We start from the raw sequence: 17,866 nt of genomic DNA, 5'->3' as shown, positions 1-17,866 counted from the left end.
ATAGTCCGCGCCCATCCAGGCCGCCCGGCCTGAGCCCCTATGGCGGAATTGGTAGACGCGCTCGACTCAAAATCGAGTTCCGCAAGGAGTGCTGGTTCGATCCCGGCTAGGGGCACCATTTTCCACCCGAGACGCCTTGAAAGCTCTGGGGGAGGTTATCCCAGGCGCGCCCTGGGATAACTGCAATTGAGGCCGGCCCTTCCTGACACCTTTGGATTGCGTTGCCTAAGTCACAGTTACATCGGCCCCGGCACCATCTTGGTCGGCTGCTCCGGCATCGGAAACGCGTAATTGTCGCATTTCACATCGGGGTTCGTCGGGCTGAACATTCCAAGTGGGTTGTCTTTGAACAGCCAGACGTGAAGATCGTAATGGTAGAATTTCACCGGAATAAGCGGATAATGCCCCTCCATCGGCCCCTGGAACGTCTGTCCAAACAGTTTCGGCGGCTCCTTGGTGTCGGGCGTCAGCGGAACAAGCCATTCCACGGCCACCAGGCGCAAGCCGCCGTCGACCGGCTCATAGATAAGGACATTGGGGCGCGTCGGATCTGGTGTCGGGCTGACGCTCGCGACGTTGACGAAATGAATGCCCATCGCGCCCTTCGGGTAATCCATAGCTCCAGCCACTTTTTCGCCGCTGTAATAAACGCATCCGACCGTCGACAGATAGAGGTCGCGAATGGCGGCCTTGTAGTCTTCGTACTTCGATAGCGATTGTTTCAGGGCATCGATCTCGGCCTTGTCAGGCTCGGCGGCCTGAGCTGCGGCCGCGGTCAGACATCCTCCAACAAGACCGATCAAAGCGAAAATACTGCGACGCCTGAAGCGAGTTGTTTTCGTCATGCATTCCTCCCAGACTTTTTTTGTTCTGGCCGTGCAAGGCGGCAATGATGCTGGTTGCGCGGCCGATCGCCGATGCTAATCCTTTCCGCTGGTTGGGAGAATTAACCCTGATGACCTAGGCCCTCGACACAGTTCTTCGACTGAGTCTGAAAGGGACTGTGGACGGTCGCCGCCGACCGGCCTGCAGCTGCCAATTTTTAGCCGACGCGGCGGCGCGGTAGACCAGGCGATGGTCCTGGATGATGCGCCGCGACCACCAGCCGGCGCTGCCCCCTCTTCCTTCTCCCCTTGTGGGGCCCGAAGGGCGGGCGAGGCCCGTGACTCGCCCCGGGCGGTGGATTGGCGCGCAGCGCCAAGACGGTTACTGGATGGAGCGCAGTCGGTGCCAAGCTGGAGCACCCCCCATCCGACCGAGCGGAGCCTGTCCTCGGGCTTGCCGGAGGACAGACCCGTGGGCGGCCACCTTCTCCCACACGGGGAGAAGGGAGAACAGCCTTTGCCCTACCGCCGTCCCAGCAAGTTCTTCATCCGGTTGCGCAGCAGGCGCGCCATGTTGCGGGTTTCGCGGTAGAGGTGAAGCTGCGACGCCGCCTGGCGGGCGAGGCGGTCGGCGTCCGGCGTCAGGCCGATGACCAGCGTGCCGATCGGCCTGCGCTCCGTCCATAGCCGGCTCATCACCGGATGGTCGGGCACGGCGCAGGAATCGGTCATCATGATGTTGGGATCGTCGAGATGCTGCCTGGTCACCTCGATCATCAGCAGCGTGCCCGGCGAATAGGCGGCGAGCGTCTCGTCATAGGCCGTCTTCCAGGTGTAGGCGACGCCGGCCTCGACGAAGACGATCAGGCTGGCGATGGTGCGATCGTCGAGTGTCAGCGAATGGATGCGGCACAGATCCTGTTCGGCCAGCCGGTGCACGGCCTCGCGGGCAAAGGCGGCGCGGTAGCGGTCGATGGCCATGGCGGTGCGCTCGCGGCCTTTCCAGCCGGCGGCCTCGAGCGTCAAAAAACGCTCGATGGCATGGCGGATGTTTTCCGGTCCGCGCGCCACCTGATGCTCCAGCCTGCCTAGGTCGGCGAGGCGGCGCTTCAGGCGGCGGAACTCGCGATAATGGTGCGAGCGCAGCGAGGCCTTCAGATACTCATCGCCGTCGATCTCGCTTTCGAGCATCGGGCGTTCGGCCTTGCCGGTGGTGACCAGCGTCAGGCCACGCGTCTCGGCGACGGTGGCCAGCAGGCTGGCCACCGGGCCGTCGAGCCGGATGTCGGGCAGCACGAAGACTTTTGGCAGCTTGAGATGCGGCCGCGACAGCATCGCGAAAAAATCCTCGATGACGCCGACGGGATCGTCACGGTCGACCAGCGGCGAGCCGATCGGCCCGAACGGGCTCGACCATGTGCGCATCACCCGCACGCCCATCGGCGTCGCCGGCCGCTCCACCGAGAACGGCACCAGCAAGCGCAGCCGGTTGCGGTATTCGTCGCCGTCGCGGATGACCGCCAGCCGCACCTCGCGGTCTTCCAGTCGCGGCATGGCGGGTGCCAGGAAGCGCGGGTTGAAGAAGACGTTGGGCTCGATCGTGCGGGCGCAGAGATAGTCGAGTTCCTCGACCAGGTCGAAGCCGGCGGAGGCGGCGTAAATAGCCAGTTTGCGCTGGGGTCGGCCGTTGGCCAACAATTCGATATGGGCGGGATCGGCTTCGCGGGCGAGCCCGGCGAGGCCCGACACCAGGGCGCCGGCCGGGCCGCCGCTGGTTTCCTCGAGCAACGGGGTGGCAGCCATCAGACGGCTCCTTTGGCGGCTACGAAGATGACCATGACGATGCCGAGCCTGCGCCAGACCGTGAAGGACAGCGCGCCGGCCTCGAAGATCATGGCGAAGGCGGTGGCCATCGCCGCGCCCCACAGGCCGAAAAGCGGGATCAGCACCAGATTGAGGCCGATGTTGAAGGCCAGCGTCATGGCGTAGACGGCGGCGCAGATGTTCTGGTTGCCGCTCATGGTGAGCAGGCTTTCGCAGGGACCGACGGCGGCGCGGGCGACGACGCCGAAGACCAGCAGGAACAACAGCGGGTAGCCGGCAACGAACTCAGGCCCGAACAAGCCCAGCATCGGCTCGCCCAGCACCAGCACCAGCAGCGCCATCAACAGCGACGGCCAGAACGTCCACGACACGGTTTCGCGGGCGAAGGCGGCGAGCTTTTCGGGCTCGCCATGGGTGAATTGCGCGTAGCGCTGGGCAACGCCTGCCTTGACCGCGAAATAGACGAAATGCACCAGCGCCAGCGTCTTGACCGTGGCGAAATAGACGGCGACGTCGTTGGGGCTCATATAGGCGCCGACCATCAGCACGTCGGCATTGGTGAGCAGGAAGAAGAAGCCTTCGACCAGGAAGATCGGCAGCGACACGAAGAACCATTGCGCGAAATGCAGCTTCATCGGCCCGGCGGGGATTTTTTTGTCGATGCGCGCAGTGATGCCGATGAGTTGGCCGAGCGTGGTGGCATAGGCAGCGGCGATCGAGGCGAAAATCGCCGTCCTGGCATCGGGCGCAAAGCCGACCAGAAGCATCAGCGCCATCAGCGCCAGGATCAGCACCGGCCGAACCAGATAAGTCGGCGCCAGCGCAAAAAGCGCCCACGAGTTGGCCCGCGCCAGCCCCTGCAGCAGATCGGACATGGCGATCATCGGCATGCAGATGAGGCCGAGGATGAACGGCACGACATAGTAGTTCTCGATAAACGGCGAGAGCAGCCAGACGCCAAGCGCGCCCAGCCCGGCGATCGCGGTCGAGGCGACCAGCACGAACAGGCGGCTGGTCAGCACGATGCCGCGCAGTTCGGCCAGCATGTTGCGCTCGCGATATTCGGGAATGAAGCGGATGACCGAGGTATGGAAGCCTAGGCAGGCGAGGTTGCCGACGATGACCATCGTCACCCAGACAAGGACAAAAATGCCGTATTCGAACGAGCCCATCCAGCGCGCCATCAGCACCTGGCTGACAAAGGCGATGACGGCGCTGACGATGCGGATGGAAAAGGCGATCAGCGACATGCGGCTGGCTTCGCCGCGCTCGTCGGCGGTGAACAGCACGGCATCGATGCGGCCAAGCAGCGGCTTTGCGCGCAGCGCAAGGCGCTGCGGCAGAAACCGCCCGGCTGTCGTCGCCGCGGAAAAGCGCACCCTGATCACACTCCGCTTTCCGCCTCTTTTTCGGGTCTGGGTCTAGCGAAAACACATTAAGAAACGGTTGGGCGGGCTTTCCTTCGCCACGTCCAGGGCGTGCCAAAGAACCTGCCGGTCGAGATACAAAAATTCGTGGTCTGACGCCGGCGGGACGGTGCCCCCCTCTGGCCTGCCGGCCATCTCCCCCTCAAGTGGGGAGATTGGCTAATCGCGGACGCCAACGCTGCCCCTCATCCGCCCTTCGGGGATATTCTCCCGGTGAACGGCAGGGCATTCGCATTTGGCTTCTTGCGAAGGTGTACCCCCACCCTAACCCTCCCCACAAGGGGGAGGGAACGCTGCCGCGCGCCCTTAACTTCCCTTTGGAGTCAAAAAAAGCAGGCAATTTGCCGAGGTCAGCGCCAGCGGAAGTCTCCCTCCCCCTTGTGGGGAGGGGTTAGGGTGGGGGGTCCATCGTAGAGCGAAAGCCTCGGCGCCTTACGCAAACGCCCCATGGCAGTGCTTGTACTTCTTGCCCGAACCACACGGGCAGGCCTCGTTGCGGCCGACCTTGCCCCAGCTGCCGGGGTTCTTCGGGTCGCGGTTTTCGGGGGCGACGGTGGCGTGGGTCTCCTGGCGAACCAGAAGCCCGGTTTCGCCGCCGTCAAAATCGTCCTCGCCGGTGGTGCCGTCGAGATGACTGCCGAACATGTCCGGCGCCTCGGGCGGCGGCGCTTCGGCGGCCTGGCGGACCAACTCGACGCGCATCAGCTGCGCGGTGACCGCCTGGCGCAGATTGCCCAGCATCGCCTGGAACAGCTCGAACGCCTCGCCCTTGTATTCCTGCAGCGGGTCGCGCTGGGCGTAGCCGCGGAAGCCGACGACCGAGCGCAGGTGGTCGAGGTTGACGATGTGCTCGCGCCACAGATGGTCGAGCGTCTGCAGTACCACGGAGCGCTCGACATAGGCCATCACGTCGGGGCCGAAGCGCTCTGCACGCTCCTTGGCAGCGGTCTCGGCGGCCTGGCTGATGCGCTCGCGGATGTCGTCCTCGGCAATGCCCTCTTCCTTGACCCAGTCCTCGACCGGCAGGTCGAGATTGAGGAACTCGGCGACCTCGGCCTTGAGGCCGGCGACGTTCCACTGCTCGGCATAAGCGTTTTCGGGAATAGCCTTGGCGACGACCTCCTCGATGACGCCCTCGCGCATTTCGGCGATGGTTTCGGACAGGCCTTCACCGTCCATCAGTTCGAGGCGCTGCTCGAACACCACCTTGCGCTGGTCGTTCGAGACGTCGTCATATTTCAGCAGGTTCTTGCGGATGTCGAAATTGCGCGCCTCGACCTTCTTCTGCGCTTTTTCCAGCGCCTTGTTGATCCAGGGGTGGATGATCGCCTCGTCTTCCTTGAGGCCAAGCTTCTGCAGCATGCCGTCCATGCGCTCGGAGCCGAAGATGCGCATCAGATCGTCCTGCAGCGACAGGAAGAATTTTGAGCGGCCGGGATCGCCCTGGCGGCCTGAGCGGCCGCGCAACTGGTTGTCGATGCGGCGCGATTCATGGCGCTCGGTGGCGAGCACGTAGAGACCGCCGGCGGCGAGCGCCTTCTCCTTCAGCCGGGCGACGTCGTCGCGGATTGCCTTTTCCTTGGCGTCGCGCTCGGGGCCGGCCGGCATGTCGCCAAGCTCCTCGGCGATGCGCATGTCGGCATTGCCGCCGAGCTGGATGTCGGTGCCGCGGCCGGCCATGTTGGTGGCAATGGTGATGGCGCCGGGTTTTCCCGCCTGGGCGACGATCGCCGCCTCACGCTCATGGTGGCGGGCATTCAGCACCTCGAAATCGGTAAAACCTTCCTTGCGCAGGCGTTCGGCCAGCAGCTCGGATTTCTCGATCGAGGTGGTGCCGACCAAGGTAGGCTGGCTCTTGGCGCGGGCTTCCTTGATCTCCCTGACGATCGCCTTGTACTTCTCCTCGACGGTCCGGTAGACCTCGTCGTCCTCGTCAATGCGGATGACCGGCAGATTGGTCGGGATCTCAGTGACGTCGAGATTGTAGATGTTGGCGAATTCCTCGGCCTCGGTCAGCGCCGTGCCGGTCATGCCGGCGAGCTTCTTGTAGAGGCGGAAATAGTTCTGGAAGGTGACGGAGGCGAGCGTCTGGTTCTCCGGCTGGATCGCCACATGCTCCTTGGCCTCGAGCGCCTGGTGCAGGCCTTCCGAATAGCGGCGGCCGGGCATCATGCGGCCGGTGAATTCGTCGATGATGACGATCTCGCCGTTGCGGACGATATAGTCCTTGTCCTTCTGGAACAGCTGGTGCGCCTTGAGCGCATTGTTGACGTGGTGGACGATGGCGACGTTCTCGACGTCGTAGAGCGACTCGCCCTTGAGCAGGCCGGCGTCGCGCAATAGGTTTTCCAGCTTCTCGGTGCCCTCCTCGGTGAAGATCGAGGTCTTCTGCTTCTCGTCGATCTCATAGTCGGCCGGCTCGAGCTTCAGCATGAAGGCGTCGATGGTGTTGTACATTTCCGAGCGGTCCTCGAGCGGACCGGAAATGATCAGCGGCGTGCGCGCCTCGTCGACCAGGATGGAATCGACCTCGTCGACAATCGCGTAGCTGTGGCCGCGCTGCACCATCTGGGCGCGCTCGTATTTCATGTTGTCGCGCAGATAGTCGAAGCCGAGTTCGTTGTTGGTGGCGTAGGTGACGTCGGCGGCGTAGGCGGCGTGGCGTTCCTCGTCGGACAGGCCATGGACGATGACGCCGACGGTAAGGCCGAGGAATTTGTAGACGCGGCCCATCCATTCGGAGTCGCGTTTGGCAAGATAGTCGTTGACGGTGACGACATGGACGCCTTTGCCGGCGAGCGCGTTGAGATAGACGGGCAGCGTGGCGACCAGCGTCTTGCCCTCGCCGGTGCGCATCTCGGCGATGCCGCCATTGTGCAGCACCATGCCGCCGATCAGCTGCACGTCGAACGGGCGCATGCCGAGCACGCGGCGCGCCGCCTCGCGCACGGTGGCGAAGGCCGGCACCAGGAGATCGTCGAGACTGGCGCCGTTGGCGACGTCCTGACGGAATTTTTCCGTGCGAGCCGTCAGTTCGGCGTCGGAGAGCGCCCGCATCTCGTTTTCCATGGCGTTGATCGCTTCGACGCGCGGTCGGGTCGACTTGACCCGGCGATCGTTGGAGGAGCCGAAAACCTTACGGGCGAGACCGCCAAAACTGACCATTCAATGGTCCTTTCGATAGCATTCCAAGTCGTTGCGACGGGTGCCGGCCGGCCCCATCAAATCCACGTGAAACGCGGACAAACGCAAAAAGCGCCCGGAAAACGGTTCTGGACGCAAAGTCGTTGGACAGATAAGAGGGGGTTCAATCGATGTCAACGGCGCGCTCGCCCTGACGACCGTGCCAAATTCCGCCACAATCCGGCTGGTCTGGAAGCCATCCCGCCCTAGCTATCCCCATTGGAGTTAATTGTATGTCCTCATTGTTCCGCCGCGCGTCGCTCGCCAGCCTCGGCCTGGCATTCGGGCTGACGGCGCTGTCGCTGTCGCCAGCGATGGCACAGGACGCCGCGCCCGCCCAATCAGCCCCCGCCCAACCGGACGCACCCGCCCAGCCGGCCGCGCCGGTCGATCCGAACGCCGTGGTCGCCACGATCAACGGCCAGTCGCTGACCGAGGCCGACCTTGCGCTTGCCGAAGGCGAGCTGTCGCAGCAGTTTGCGCAGATGCCGCCCGAACAGCGCCGCGCCGCAGCACTTTCGGCGGCGATCGAAATCAAGGTCATGGCCGCCCAGGCGGTCACCACCGGCCTCGACAAGGATCCCGACTTCCAGCGCCGCATGGCGTTCCTGCAGCAGCGCGCCCTGCATGGCGAAATGGTCGAGAAGGATGTCGTCGGCAAGATCACCGATGCCGAGATTCGCGCCCGCTACGACCAGGAAATCGCCAACACGCCGCCGGCCAACGAGGTGCATGCCCGTCACATCCTCGTGAAGACGAAGGAAGAGGCCGATGCGATCATCAAGCAGCTCGACGGCGGCGCCGATTTCCAGAAACTCGCCAACGAGCACACCAGCGATCCGAGCGGCAAGACCAGCGGCGGCGATCTCGGCTGGTTCGGACCCGGCCAGATGGTGCCGGAATTCGACAAGGCGGTCTTCGCGCTGGCGGTCGGCAAATACACCGAGCAGCCGGTGCAGTCGCAGTTCGGCTGGCACGTCATCCAGGTCGAGGACAAGCGCGCCAAGCAGCCGCCGGCCTTCGACCAGGTCAAGGACCAGGCCCGCCAGGCAGTCATCCGCGATAAATATATCGCGCTGGTCAAGTCGCTGCGCGCCGCGGCCAAGGTCGAGATCCCGGACGAGAAGCTGAAGAAGACGGTCGACGCGCTGGAAAACACCAAGTAGGCGAGGGCGCCATGGCAGATGATAGTGCCAATTAATTGTTGGTGCCGGCGCTGCCCCTCATCTGCCTGCCGGCATCTTCTCCCCGTATAGTGACGGGGAGAAGGACAGCCTTTGCAAAGGATTTCGCCAATCTCCAGCGTTGCAGGAAACGTGCTGAGGTTGCGGTCAGCCATTTCTCCCCGTCACTATACGGGGAGAAATGCCCGGCAGGGCAATGAGGGGCAGCGCCGGCGTCAACAACTGATCGCCTGATGTGCCTACGGCAGGAGCCCTGTCGCTCTACCTTGTGGTGCGACCGACGACACGTCGACGCCTCCGCCGGACTGCCGCGGCGTCGACCGAGCCGGCATCGTCAGCTTCTATGCCCTTCAACAGATAGCCAACCGCCCTGCGCAGCGTCGTTTCGTCTTCGTCGAGGCGATTGGTCAAAAGATGCGTCCAGGCAAAGGAGGCGACCAGGTCGGCGACGAGCGTGGAATCGACGTCGGCCGCGACTTCGCCTCTTGCCTTGGCGCGTTCGATCATCTGGCCGGTATGGGCATGGCGTCCTTTGGTGTATTCGGCAAGCACGGCGGCCACGGTTGCGTCCGACTGCGCCTCGGCGATCAGCGATCTGAAGATGCTGCCTGACGATGTTTCGCGCCAGTGCGAGAACAGGCTTTTGAGGAAGCCGACGAGATCGTCCTCGAGGTTGCCGGTATCGGGATAGTCGACGCGCTTTAGCCGCTGATAGAGGTCGAACAGCAAGGCGGCCTTGCTCGGCCACCAACGATAGATTGTAGGCTTTCCCGCACGCGCCCGCCGCGCCACCGCTTCGATCGAGAAGCCGGAATAACCGGCCTCGACCAGCACTGCCTCGGCGGCGTCGAGAATGGCGTCGGCGCTGTCGGGATTGCGCCGCGCGCCGATCGACCTGCGCCCCGGATCCAGGCCCATCCTGTTTTCCTTGCCCATGATTTTCGTCGGCACATCGTACACACTTTCTCGACGAAACGAAACGGTCCGTTTCGTGCAACTGAGCGTTTCGTTCCGATGAGAAAGGGCATGTGCCCAACCACCAAACGCCCTTGCGCCGGCGCCCGCTATCGGGCAAACCGGCGTTCCCTTGCGATTTTCCCGCCCGAGGTCTTCATGTCAGCCACGATTTCGCCGCTCGCGCCGAAAAAATATCCTAAAATGCCTGACATCGAGGGCGTCCGCATCGCCACCGCCGAAGCCGGGATAAAGTACAAGAACCGCACCGATCTGCTGACCATGGTCTTCGATGCCGGCACCACGGTCGCCGGCGTGTTCACCAGGTCGAAATGCCCGTCGGCGCCGGTTGATTTCTGCCGGCAGAATCTTGCGCAGGGCAAGGCGCGCGTCCTGGTCGTCAATTCCGGCAACGCCAATGCCTTCACCGGCAACAAGGGCCGAGCCTCCACGGCAATGACCGGCGAGGCTGCAGCCAAGGCTGCGGGCTGCACGCCGGACGAGGTGTTTCTGGCCTCGACCGGCGTCATCGGCGAGCCGCTGGATGCCGGCAAGTTCAGCCATCTGCTCGCCGGACTGGTCAAGGCCGGCAGGCCTGACCTGTGGACCGAAGCCGCCAAGGCGATCATGACCACCGACACCTATCCGAAACTGGCGACCGCGACGGTAAAACTCGGCGACGCCGACGTCACCATCAACGGCATTGCCAAGGGCGCCGGCATGATCGCGCCCGACATGGCGACGATGCTCTCCTTCATCGCCACCGACGCGCCGATCGCAACTCCCGTGCTGCAGGATCTTTTGTCGCGCGGCACCGCCAAGACCTTCAATGCGGTCACCGTCGACAGCGACACCTCGACCAGCGACACGCTGCTGATGTTCGCCACCGGCACGGCCGGCCGGCGCGGCGCGCCTGATATCACGAATGCCGGCGATGCGCGCCTCGGCGCCTTCCGCCGCGCGCTCGGCAAGGTGCTGAAAGCGCTGGCGCTGCAAGTGGTGCGCGACGGCGAGGGCGCGCGAAAACAGGTCGAGGTCACCGTCACCGGTGCGAAATCGGCCCGCTCGGCCAAGCGCATCGCGCTGTCGATCGCCAATTCGCCGCTGGTCAAGACGGCGGTCGCCGGCGAAGACGCCAATTGGGGCCGCGTCGTCATGGCCGTTGGCAAGGCCGGCGAACCGGCCGACCGCGACCTGCTCTCGATCTGGTTCGGCGACATCAGGCTGGCGCATCAGGGCGAGCGCGATGCCGCCTACTCAGAAGAGGCGACATCGGCCTACATGAAGCGCGACGAGATCCGCATCCGTGCCGATATCGGCATCGGTCGCGGCAAGGCGACGGTGTGGACTTGCGACCTCACCAAGGAGTATGTCGCCATCAACGGCGATTATCGGAGCTGATGGCATTGGTTTCCAGACATCCGGCAAGCGTGCTTGCCATCGTGCGCCGCTACGAGGCGGCCGGCTTTCGCGCCTGGCCGGCGGCGGCCGTGCATTATGACGGCACCTGGGTGGTGCGGCTGACGGCGGGCCATCCGGCCAAGCGGCTGAATTCGGTCAACCCGCTCGATCCGGGCGACATCCAGCACATTGCCGAGCGCATCGGCCGCGCCAGCCGTCGTTTCGACGCCTATGGCCGGCCGCTGACCTTCCGCATATCGCCGCTGTCGGGGCCGATCCTTGCCAAACATCTCGACAGCGAGGGCTGGAGCACATTCGACGAATCACTGGTGATGCGGCTGCCGCTGGCGGACGCCCAGCTCGATGCCGCCATGGACCAGATCCCGCTGAAGGACATCAGCCGCTTCATCGGCGCGGCGCTCAAGGTAAGCGGCTCCGATGTGTCGCTGCGGCCGGGCCTGTCGGAGATCATCGGCGCCATCCAGCCGGAGGCCGGGCTGTTCGCGCTCGAAGACGGCACCGAACCGCTGGCGACGCTGATCTGCGTCCATGACGGCGATCTTGCCGGGCTGTTCGAGATCGCCACCGACAGATCGGTGCGCAACCAGGGCCATGGCCGCCACCTCATCCTGTCGGCGCTGAAATGGGCACGGCTGCGCGGCGCCCGGGAAGCCTGGCTGCAGGTCGAGGCCGACAACGCGCCGGCGCTGGCGCTCTATCGTTCGCTCGGGTTCGACGAAGTCTATCGTTACCATTATCGCCGGCCGCCCGGCGCATGACCGGTTCGGATCCTGTCGGCAAGCGCCTGCTCCTGGTCGCAGCCTGCGCGCTGGTCGATACCGACGGCCGCGTGCTTCTGGCGCAGCGCCCCGAAGGCAGGCAGCTGGCCGGCCTGTGGGAGTTTCCGGGCGGCAAGGTCGAGCCGGGCGAGACGCCGGAAGAATGCCTCATCCGCGAGTTGTACGAGGAGATCGGCATCGAAACCGATATTCCCTGCCTGGCGCCATTCACCTTCGCCAGCCATGCCTACGATGATTTTCACCTGCTGATGCCGCTGTTCGTCTGCCGTCGCTTCCGCGGCATCGCGCAGCCGAAGGAGGGGCAGGTGCTGAAATGGGTGCGGCCGCGCCAGATGCGCGATTTTCCGATGCCGCCGGCCGACGCGCCGCTGATCCAGTTCCTCATCGATCTTCTGTGACTTTGCCCTCCGCGACTTAGACAACGTTAATGGAAGATTTATCTGGCCGTGAAAAAATGACGGCAGAAATCGAAGGAAGGTCGTGTCCAGGCCTTCGCCGGAGGGCGGTTGCATGAGCCTCGACAGGGACTGGGATTCGATCCGACCCGACCGCAGCTTTAGGGCTGCCGGCATGGGAATATTGCGAATCACGCTTTTGTTCGGCTCGGCCGCGGTGGCGCTGGCCTTGATCGCGACGCCCCTCCTCGACAGCCGGACGCGGTCCGGCCGCGCCGATTTTGCCGGCGGCCTTGACAGGATGAGCACAGGGTCGGTTGGAAGCACCGGGTCGGTCGGGAGCACAGGCACGGGCTCGACCGGCCGTCGTGAGACCTACACGGTGCGCTGGAGCGTGCTGCAGCCGCTGCCCACTTCGATCTGCGTGATACGCGACAATGGCCAGCGCAGCGGCGACTGCTGACACCGGCCAAAGCGGTGCTTTCATCGCCTGTTAAGCCTGTGTCATTAACCTTTCTTAACAGGTCCGCGCTAGGGTTCCGGCAAGCGGGATCGATGGCCATGAAGACATTGCTGCAACGTTTTTGGGAAGACAAGACCGGCGCGACGGCTGTCGAATATGGGCTGATCGTGGCCGTGCTGTCGCTTACCATCGTAGGCGGTGTCGGCAAGGCCGCCGACGCAATCACGTGGCTGTTCAGCGACAATTCCAGCAGGCTTGTGAACGCTTTCGCGCGGTAACCGGCCAGCCGCATCCATAATAATCCGGTCAGCGCCGGCCGGGATTTTCCAGGATTGTCTTCAGCGACAGTTTTGCCGAGCCCGGCTTCAGCGGTTTTTGCTGCGAGGCGTCGGGCGCCCAGCCTGACATCCAGACGATCGGAAAACTCGCCCTGACGCGACCATCGGCATCCGAAAATCGTTCGGCATAGATTTCGGCGGCGCGGGCAAACAGCTTTCGTGTGCCCGGTCGCCTGCTGCGGTCGGTCAGAGCGCTGGTCTCGCCCATCGCCCGCAGATCCGCCATCAGGCCGAACAGGGAATCGTAGCGCACCGTCACCGTCTCGACGTCGGCGACGGGCAAGGCCAGGCCGGCGCGTTGCAAAAGCGCCCCGGCGTCGCGCACGTCGGTGAACGGGATGACGCGCGGGCTGGCGCCGCCATAAAGCTCGGTCTCGGCGGCGAGCAGGCATTCGCGCAGCTCGGAAAGCGTGCCGGCGCCGGCAAAAGCGCCGAGGAAAAGACCGTCCGGTTTCAGAGCGCGGCGGATCTGCACCAGCATGCCGGGAATGTCGTTCATTGCCTGAAGCGACAAAAGCGACACGGCAAGGTCGAGGCTTTCCGGCTCGAACGGCACGGTCTCCAGCGGCGCCACCAGTCCCGCGGCATCGCCCAGGAAGGTCGCATCCGCCTCGACGCGCACGATGTCCGCCACCTTGCCGCTTGTCGCGAGCACGTCGACTGCCGCCGGCGTCTGGCAAAACAGGACGGCCGCCCTGTCGAATTTGCGTTCCACCGCGCCCAGCCGGTCGGCGAGCTCTTCAGCTGCCCGCCGCATCAGGAAGTCCGCGCCGGAAGTCGGATAGGCGAGCGCCCGGCGCTTGTGCGCCAGCCAGAGAGAAGTATCGACTATAGGTTGCAACTGGCAGTTCCTGGTTTCCGCTGTCTGATATAGGGTGGCGGAGAAAGAACCACGTGGCCGATCCAATGCCGGATATCAAGAGTTTCGCTCGAAAGGCGTTGGACTGGCCGGCGCGCATCCTGTTTCCGCCGGTTTGCGCCGGCTGCCGACGGCATGTCTCGCAGCCCGGCGTGCTGTGCGGCGCCTGCTGGCCGAAACTCAGGCTTCTGGAGCGGCCATGGTGCCCGGTGATGGGCACGCCGTTCACCCATCACATGGGCGAGGGGTTCCTGTCGGCCGAGGCGATCGCCGACCCGCCGCCCTTCGAGCGGGCACGGGCCGCGGTCGCTTACTCGGGTGTCGCCCGCCAGATGGTGCAAGGGCTGAAGTACCAGGATCGCACCGATCTGGCGCCTTGGATGGCGCGCTGGATGCTGCGCGCCGGTGCCGAACTGATCGCGGAAGCCGATGTGGTCGTGCCGGTGCCGCTGCACTGGCGGCGCTTTTTCAGGCGCCAGTTCAACCAGTCGGCGGAACTGGCAAGGGCGGTATCGCAGCTTGGCGAGCTGCCTTTTGCGCCCTCTGCGGTCAGGCGCGTCAAACTCACCCGCCAGCAGGTCGGGCTGGAGCGGCGGGAACGCGAGGAAAATGTGCGTGCCGCCTTCAGGGTGCCGGAGGAGGCCGAGATCGAGATCGCCGGCCGTCGGGTGCTGCTGATCGACGACGTCTATACCACCGGCGCAACTGTCCGCGCGGTCGCCAGGGCGCTGAAGAAGGGCGGTGCCGGGACGGTCGACGTGCTGACCTTTGCGCGCGTGCTGCCGGGGGACTTTCGGGCCGACGAGTCCGCGACTATATAGATTGGGAAAAGGCAGGATTGCTGACCGATGGTCGACGTGACGATCTATACACGGATGATGTGCGGCTATTGCACGGCGGCCAAGCGGCTGCTCGAGCGCAAGGGTGTCGCCTACACCGAGCACGATGCCTCCTTCTCGCCGGAACTGCGCCGGGAAATGATTTTTCGCGCGAACGGCCGCTCGACCTTTCCGCAGATATTCATCGGCGACACGCATGTCGGTGGCTGTGACGATCTCCATGAACTGGAGTCGGAGGGCCGGCTGGACCGTCTGCTCGCCAATGGCTCGACGAATTGAGGACATGACGATGGGTACTTTCAAGGCGGCGGCGATCCAGATGCGTTCGGGCACCAGCCCCGAGCGCAATGCGGTCGATCTGGAGCGGCTGGTGCGCGAGGCCGCGGGCCAGGGTGCGACCTATATCCAGTCGCCGGAAATGACCGGTGCGCTGGTCCGCGACAGCCAGGCGCGGGCCGCCGCCTTCACATCCGAGGACAAGGACATCATCGTCTCGACCTCGCGCAAGCTGGCGAAAGACCTTGGCATCTTCCTGCATATCGGCTCGACCGCCATCCTGCGCGCCGACGGCAAGCTCGCCAACCGCGCGCTTCTGTTCGGGCCGGATGGCGCCACCATTGCCACCTACGACAAGATCCACATGTTCGACGTCGATCTTGACAATGGCGAGAGCTGGCGCGAATCCGCCGCCTACGAACCAGGCACCGAGGCCGTCGTCACCGAGATCAGCGGCGCCGGGATCGATGGTGCGAAGCTGGGTTTCGCCGTCTGCTACGACCTGCGCTTTCCGCAGCTCTTCCGCGCCGAGGCGCTGGCCGGCGCCGACCTGCTGTCGGTGCCCGCCGCCTTCACCCGCCAGACTGGCGAGGCGCACTGGCATGTGCTGCTGCGGGCGCGCGCCATCGAGAACGGCGCCTATGTCGTTGCCGCGGCGCAAGGCGGCCTGCACGAGGACGGCCGCGAGACCTATGGCCATTCGCTGATCGTCGATCCGTGGGGCCGCATCGTCGCCGAGGCGGCACATGACGAACCGGCGGTGATCGTCGCCGAGATCGACCCGGCGCAGTCGGCCGCCGCGCGCAAGAAGATCCCAAATCTGAAAAATGCACGCGACTTCGCCGTGAACGCCACTCCGGTCGAGGCGCAAAGTCTCAGGGGTGCGGCGTCTTGATTCGCTTTTCACTGATCTGCGAGCACGAGCATGAATTCGAAGGCTGGTTTCGCAGCAACGACGATTTCGATACCCAGAAGAAGCGTGGCTTCGTCGATTGCCCGACCTGCGGCTCGCACAGGGTCGAGAAGGCGTTGATGGCGCCGGCCGTCTCCACCGGGCGCAGCCGAGAAAAGATCGCGCTCGCCATGGGCGAGGCCCAGAAGCAGGCGCTGGCGCAATTGAAGGCGATGGCCGAGAAGGTGCGCGAGAACGCCGACTATGTCGGCGACAAGTTTGCCGAGGAAGCGCGCAAGATCCATTTCGGCGAGAGCGATCCGCGCGGCATCTATGGCGAGGCGACGCTGGAGGAGGCCAAGAGCCTGGCCGAGGACGGCGTCGAGTTCATGCCGGTGCCGGTATTCCCGGAGGATCGTAACTGACTGCCGTGTGACGGTTGGTACCGGGACGGGATTCCGCTTCGACCCGTTTGCAGTCCTTGGAGCATGTCGCAATACCGATTTATGCGAATCTTGCAAAAATCGGGCGCGAAACTGTCGCTTTAATCGGGATTTTCGCGACAGTCGCAAAATCCGCATAGCTGCCGTTCTGTCGCGGAACTCCTAAAACCTAGTCAGCCCACGAGCGGATAAAGGGTTGCATCCTATACGGGAATCCCGTATAGTTGAGCCTCACGACGGAAGACAGGTTCGACCCCGCCAAGGATGCGGTCAACCGCGAAAAGCACAAGCTGCTGCTGGCCTTTGGCGACCGGATTTTTGCAGACGACAACCACCTGATTATCCCCTCCATCCGCGAGATCGACGGCGAGGAACGGTTCAAGGTGGTCGGTTTCGTCGGGGGAGAAGCTGTTCACCGGCGTTTTCGTCTGGCGGGGCGACTTGCCTCGCTTCATCTCGGTGAGAAGGAGCAACAAGGGTGAAGAAAGAGCACATCACGCTGCCTGCTGACCCGACCGACGCCGAAGATTTCGACGTGACGGCCGAAGCACTGGACCGGGGCCAGCGCGCGCGCCTGGTCCGCAGGACGAGGACTGGGCTTGGCCTGTCGCAAGCCGAGTTCGCCAGCCGCTTCCGGGTCCCGGTCGGCACGCTGCGCGACTGGGAGCAGGCGCGGGCGACCGCGCCGGATTTCGCCATCGCCTATGTGCGGGTGATCGGCCAGCATCCGGACATGGTGGCAAAGGCGGTCGCATAGCTGGCGTTGCCCGCATGCGACTTCGCCGTGAACGCCACTTCGTCGAGGCGCAAAGTCTCGGGGTGCGGCGTCTTGATTCGCTTTTCATTGAGCCTCCAGCCGCCAATCTCAAACGTTGCGATTTGCCACTAAACGGAATTACCCAGCCACCTTTAGGGGAGCACGCAAGTCTTTCCTGGATCGCGGGATCAGGTCGATGGCGCGCTTTCCGTTCAAATTCTTCAAGCTACGATCTGCACCCCGTTTTAGAAGAAGTTCGATCGAGGCGGCGTCAATGGCATCGGGCGCAGCGATGTGAAGAACCGTCTGCCCCGCTTTGTCCCGTGCGTTGACATCGATGCCCTGCGACAACAGCAGGTCGAGGATCGCGACCTCCTGCGGAAACGGGCGGTAGTTTAGTTTGGGCGGCACCAACCGTCAGATCTTCACCCCCGGCTGACGCTCGCTATCAACTTCTCAAGCAGGCGAGCAAGTGTGTCCTGTTCGGCGCGCGTCAGGCCGGAAAGTATCTCGTGTTCGTTGGCGACGTGAGCGGCGACCGCCTCATCGACCAACGCGAGACCTTTATCGGTCAGTTGCACGACAACCCCGCGCCGGTCGTTGGGATGCGGCCCACGCTTGATCAATCCGGTTTTCTCAAGCCGGTCGAGCCGGTTGGTCATGGCGCCCGACGTCACCATCGTCGCCTCATAGAGGGCGGTGGGCGTCAGCGCGTAAGGTGATCCGGAACGGCGCAGCGTCGCCAGCACGTCGAATTCCCCGGATTGCAGTCCGAAACGGGCAAACAGCGGAGCGAGGCGCTCTCGTGCTATCAGCGACGAGGCTTCGTTCAACCGTCCAAGCACGGCCATCGGCGAGACATCCAGGTCCGGCCGTTGTCTTTTCCACTGCTCGATCGCTTTCGCGGCGCGATCCATCTCTCTCACCGTTAAATATCTTGACGTTAAGAATCTTTGCATTATCTTAGCTTGTGCCACGGTGCTGGCCAAGAGCAGCAAGGACAATAA

The 17,866-nt window shown here is 64.0% G+C and carries 20 protein-coding genes and 1 tRNA gene; 13 read left to right on the top strand and 8 right to left on the bottom strand.

What is annotated here, in order from left to right; genetic code table 11:
• Positions 1 to 33: 33 nt before the first annotated feature.
• A tRNA-Leu gene (locus tag BQ8794_RS02750) sits at positions 34 to 118 on the top strand.
• Between the two features lie 118 nt (positions 119 to 236).
• Here BQ8794_RS02750 and BQ8794_RS02745 read toward each other — a convergent pair.
• The 4 genes from BQ8794_RS02745 to secA all read right to left on the bottom strand — a co-directional run bounded on the left by BQ8794_RS02745 (position 237) and on the right by secA (position 7,240).
• Entirely contained in the window at positions 237 to 845 is a 609-nt protein-coding gene (locus BQ8794_RS02745; RefSeq protein ID WP_077372793.1) for a hypothetical protein, read from the bottom strand.
• A gap of 501 nt (positions 846 to 1,346) precedes the next feature.
• Positions 1,347 to 2,627 (bottom strand): GNAT family N-acetyltransferase, encoded by a 1,281-nt coding sequence (locus tag BQ8794_RS02735; RefSeq protein ID WP_077372790.1) that lies wholly within the window; start codon positions 2,625 to 2,627, stop codon positions 1,347 to 1,349.
• Positions 2,627 to 4,027, bottom strand: coding sequence for a lipopolysaccharide biosynthesis protein (locus BQ8794_RS02730; protein ID WP_077373312.1), 1,401 nt, complete (start codon positions 4,025 to 4,027; stop codon positions 2,627 to 2,629). Before BQ8794_RS02730 ends, BQ8794_RS02735 begins: the two co-directional genes overlap by 1 nt.
• A 480-nt stretch (positions 4,028 to 4,507) precedes the next feature.
• Positions 4,508 to 7,240, bottom strand: a complete 2,733-nt coding sequence (secA, locus tag BQ8794_RS02725; RefSeq protein WP_077372788.1) for a preprotein translocase subunit SecA — start codon at positions 7,238 to 7,240, stop codon at positions 4,508 to 4,510.
• Positions 7,241 to 7,491: 251 nt separating this feature from the next.
• Here secA and BQ8794_RS02720 point away from each other — a divergent pair, with 251 nt between their 5' ends.
• Positions 7,492 to 8,424, top strand: a complete 933-nt coding sequence (locus BQ8794_RS02720; RefSeq protein WP_077372786.1) for a peptidylprolyl isomerase — start codon at positions 7,492 to 7,494, stop codon at positions 8,422 to 8,424.
• Between the two features lie 279 nt (positions 8,425 to 8,703).
• On the opposite strand, the gene BQ8794_RS02710 is transcribed toward BQ8794_RS02720, so the two are convergent.
• The gene (locus BQ8794_RS02710; protein ID WP_077373310.1) at positions 8,704 to 9,360 is read right to left on the bottom strand and encodes a TetR/AcrR family transcriptional regulator; all 657 of its coding nucleotides are present in this window, start codon (positions 9,358 to 9,360) and stop codon (positions 8,704 to 8,706) included.
• A gap of 195 nt (positions 9,361 to 9,555) precedes the next feature.
• On the opposite strand from BQ8794_RS02710, the gene argJ reads away from it, so the two are divergent.
• The 5 genes from argJ to BQ8794_RS02685 all read left to right on the top strand — a co-directional run bounded on the left by argJ (position 9,556) and on the right by BQ8794_RS02685 (position 12,733).
• Entirely contained in the window at positions 9,556 to 10,797 is a 1,242-nt protein-coding gene (gene argJ, locus BQ8794_RS02705; protein WP_077372783.1) for a bifunctional glutamate N-acetyltransferase/amino-acid acetyltransferase ArgJ, read from the top strand.
• Positions 10,797 to 11,576, top strand: coding sequence for a GNAT family N-acetyltransferase (locus BQ8794_RS02700; protein ID WP_174654353.1), 780 nt, complete (start codon positions 10,797 to 10,799; stop codon positions 11,574 to 11,576). Before argJ ends, BQ8794_RS02700 begins: the two co-directional genes overlap by 1 nt.
• Positions 11,573 to 11,995 (top strand): (deoxy)nucleoside triphosphate pyrophosphohydrolase, encoded by a 423-nt coding sequence (locus BQ8794_RS02695; protein WP_077372780.1) that lies wholly within the window; start codon positions 11,573 to 11,575, stop codon positions 11,993 to 11,995. Before BQ8794_RS02700 ends, BQ8794_RS02695 begins: the two co-directional genes overlap by 4 nt.
• 112 nt (positions 11,996 to 12,107) lie before the next feature.
• Positions 12,108 to 12,455: a hypothetical protein gene (locus BQ8794_RS02690; protein WP_077372777.1), complete on the top strand. Its 348-nt coding sequence runs from the start codon at positions 12,108 to 12,110 to the stop codon at positions 12,453 to 12,455.
• Between the two features lie 98 nt (positions 12,456 to 12,553).
• Positions 12,554 to 12,733, top strand: coding sequence for a Flp family type IVb pilin (locus tag BQ8794_RS02685; protein WP_143744444.1), 180 nt, complete (start codon positions 12,554 to 12,556; stop codon positions 12,731 to 12,733).
• A gap of 28 nt (positions 12,734 to 12,761) precedes the next feature.
• Here the strand turns inward: BQ8794_RS02685 and BQ8794_RS02680 are convergent, their stop codons facing one another.
• Positions 12,762 to 13,634 (bottom strand): methyltransferase domain-containing protein, encoded by an 873-nt coding sequence (locus BQ8794_RS02680; RefSeq protein WP_077372771.1) that lies wholly within the window; start codon positions 13,632 to 13,634, stop codon positions 12,762 to 12,764.
• A gap of 53 nt (positions 13,635 to 13,687) precedes the next feature.
• Here BQ8794_RS02680 and BQ8794_RS02675 point away from each other — a divergent pair, with 53 nt between their 5' ends.
• The 6 genes from BQ8794_RS02675 (at position 13,688) to BQ8794_RS02650 (ending at position 16,859) form a co-directional block, all read left to right on the top strand.
• The gene (locus tag BQ8794_RS02675) at positions 13,688 to 14,473 is read left to right on the top strand and encodes a ComF family protein (RefSeq protein ID WP_077372768.1); all 786 of its coding nucleotides are present in this window, start codon (positions 13,688 to 13,690) and stop codon (positions 14,471 to 14,473) included.
• 27 nt (positions 14,474 to 14,500) lie between these two features.
• On the top strand, positions 14,501 to 14,770 hold the full coding sequence (gene grxC / locus BQ8794_RS02670) for a glutaredoxin 3 (protein ID WP_077372765.1): 270 nt from the start codon (positions 14,501 to 14,503) through the stop codon (positions 14,768 to 14,770).
• A 10-nt stretch (positions 14,771 to 14,780) separates the two neighbouring features.
• Entirely contained in the window at positions 14,781 to 15,662 is an 882-nt protein-coding gene (locus tag BQ8794_RS02665) for a carbon-nitrogen hydrolase family protein (protein ID WP_077372762.1), read from the top strand.
• Positions 15,659 to 16,084, top strand: a complete 426-nt coding sequence (locus BQ8794_RS02660; RefSeq protein ID WP_077372759.1) for a DUF1178 family protein — start codon at positions 15,659 to 15,661, stop codon at positions 16,082 to 16,084. The genes BQ8794_RS02665 and BQ8794_RS02660 overlap by 4 nt, the downstream gene beginning before the upstream one ends.
• A 242-nt stretch (positions 16,085 to 16,326) precedes the next feature.
• Entirely contained in the window at positions 16,327 to 16,584 is a 258-nt protein-coding gene (locus BQ8794_RS02655) for a BrnT family toxin (protein ID WP_244554833.1), read from the top strand.
• Positions 16,581 to 16,859 carry a helix-turn-helix domain-containing protein gene (locus tag BQ8794_RS02650; RefSeq protein ID WP_077372756.1) on the top strand — a complete coding sequence of 93 codons (279 nt, stop codon included), beginning with the start codon at positions 16,581 to 16,583 and terminating at the stop codon, positions 16,857 to 16,859. The genes BQ8794_RS02655 and BQ8794_RS02650 overlap by 4 nt, the downstream gene beginning before the upstream one ends.
• A 138-nt stretch (positions 16,860 to 16,997) precedes the next feature.
• Here BQ8794_RS02650 and BQ8794_RS02645 read toward each other — a convergent pair whose 3' ends face one another.
• Positions 16,998 to 17,270 carry an ankyrin repeat domain-containing protein gene (locus BQ8794_RS02645; protein WP_244554843.1) on the bottom strand — a complete coding sequence of 91 codons (273 nt, stop codon included), beginning with the start codon at positions 17,268 to 17,270 and terminating at the stop codon, positions 16,998 to 17,000.
• A 14-nt stretch (positions 17,271 to 17,284) separates the two neighbouring features.
• Positions 17,285 to 17,776 carry a MarR family winged helix-turn-helix transcriptional regulator gene (locus tag BQ8794_RS02640; RefSeq protein ID WP_077372750.1) on the bottom strand — a complete coding sequence of 164 codons (492 nt, stop codon included), beginning with the start codon at positions 17,774 to 17,776 and terminating at the stop codon, positions 17,285 to 17,287.
• Positions 17,777 to 17,866 lie beyond the last annotated feature (90 nt).

Origin of the sequence: Mesorhizobium prunaredense (assembly GCF_900156895.1) — a bacterium.
Lineage (GTDB): Bacteria > Pseudomonadota > Alphaproteobacteria > Rhizobiales > Rhizobiaceae > Mesorhizobium > Mesorhizobium prunaredense.
The sequence above is the reverse complement of the archived record's forward strand: the minus strand, read 5'-3'. Positions and strand labels throughout refer to the sequence as shown.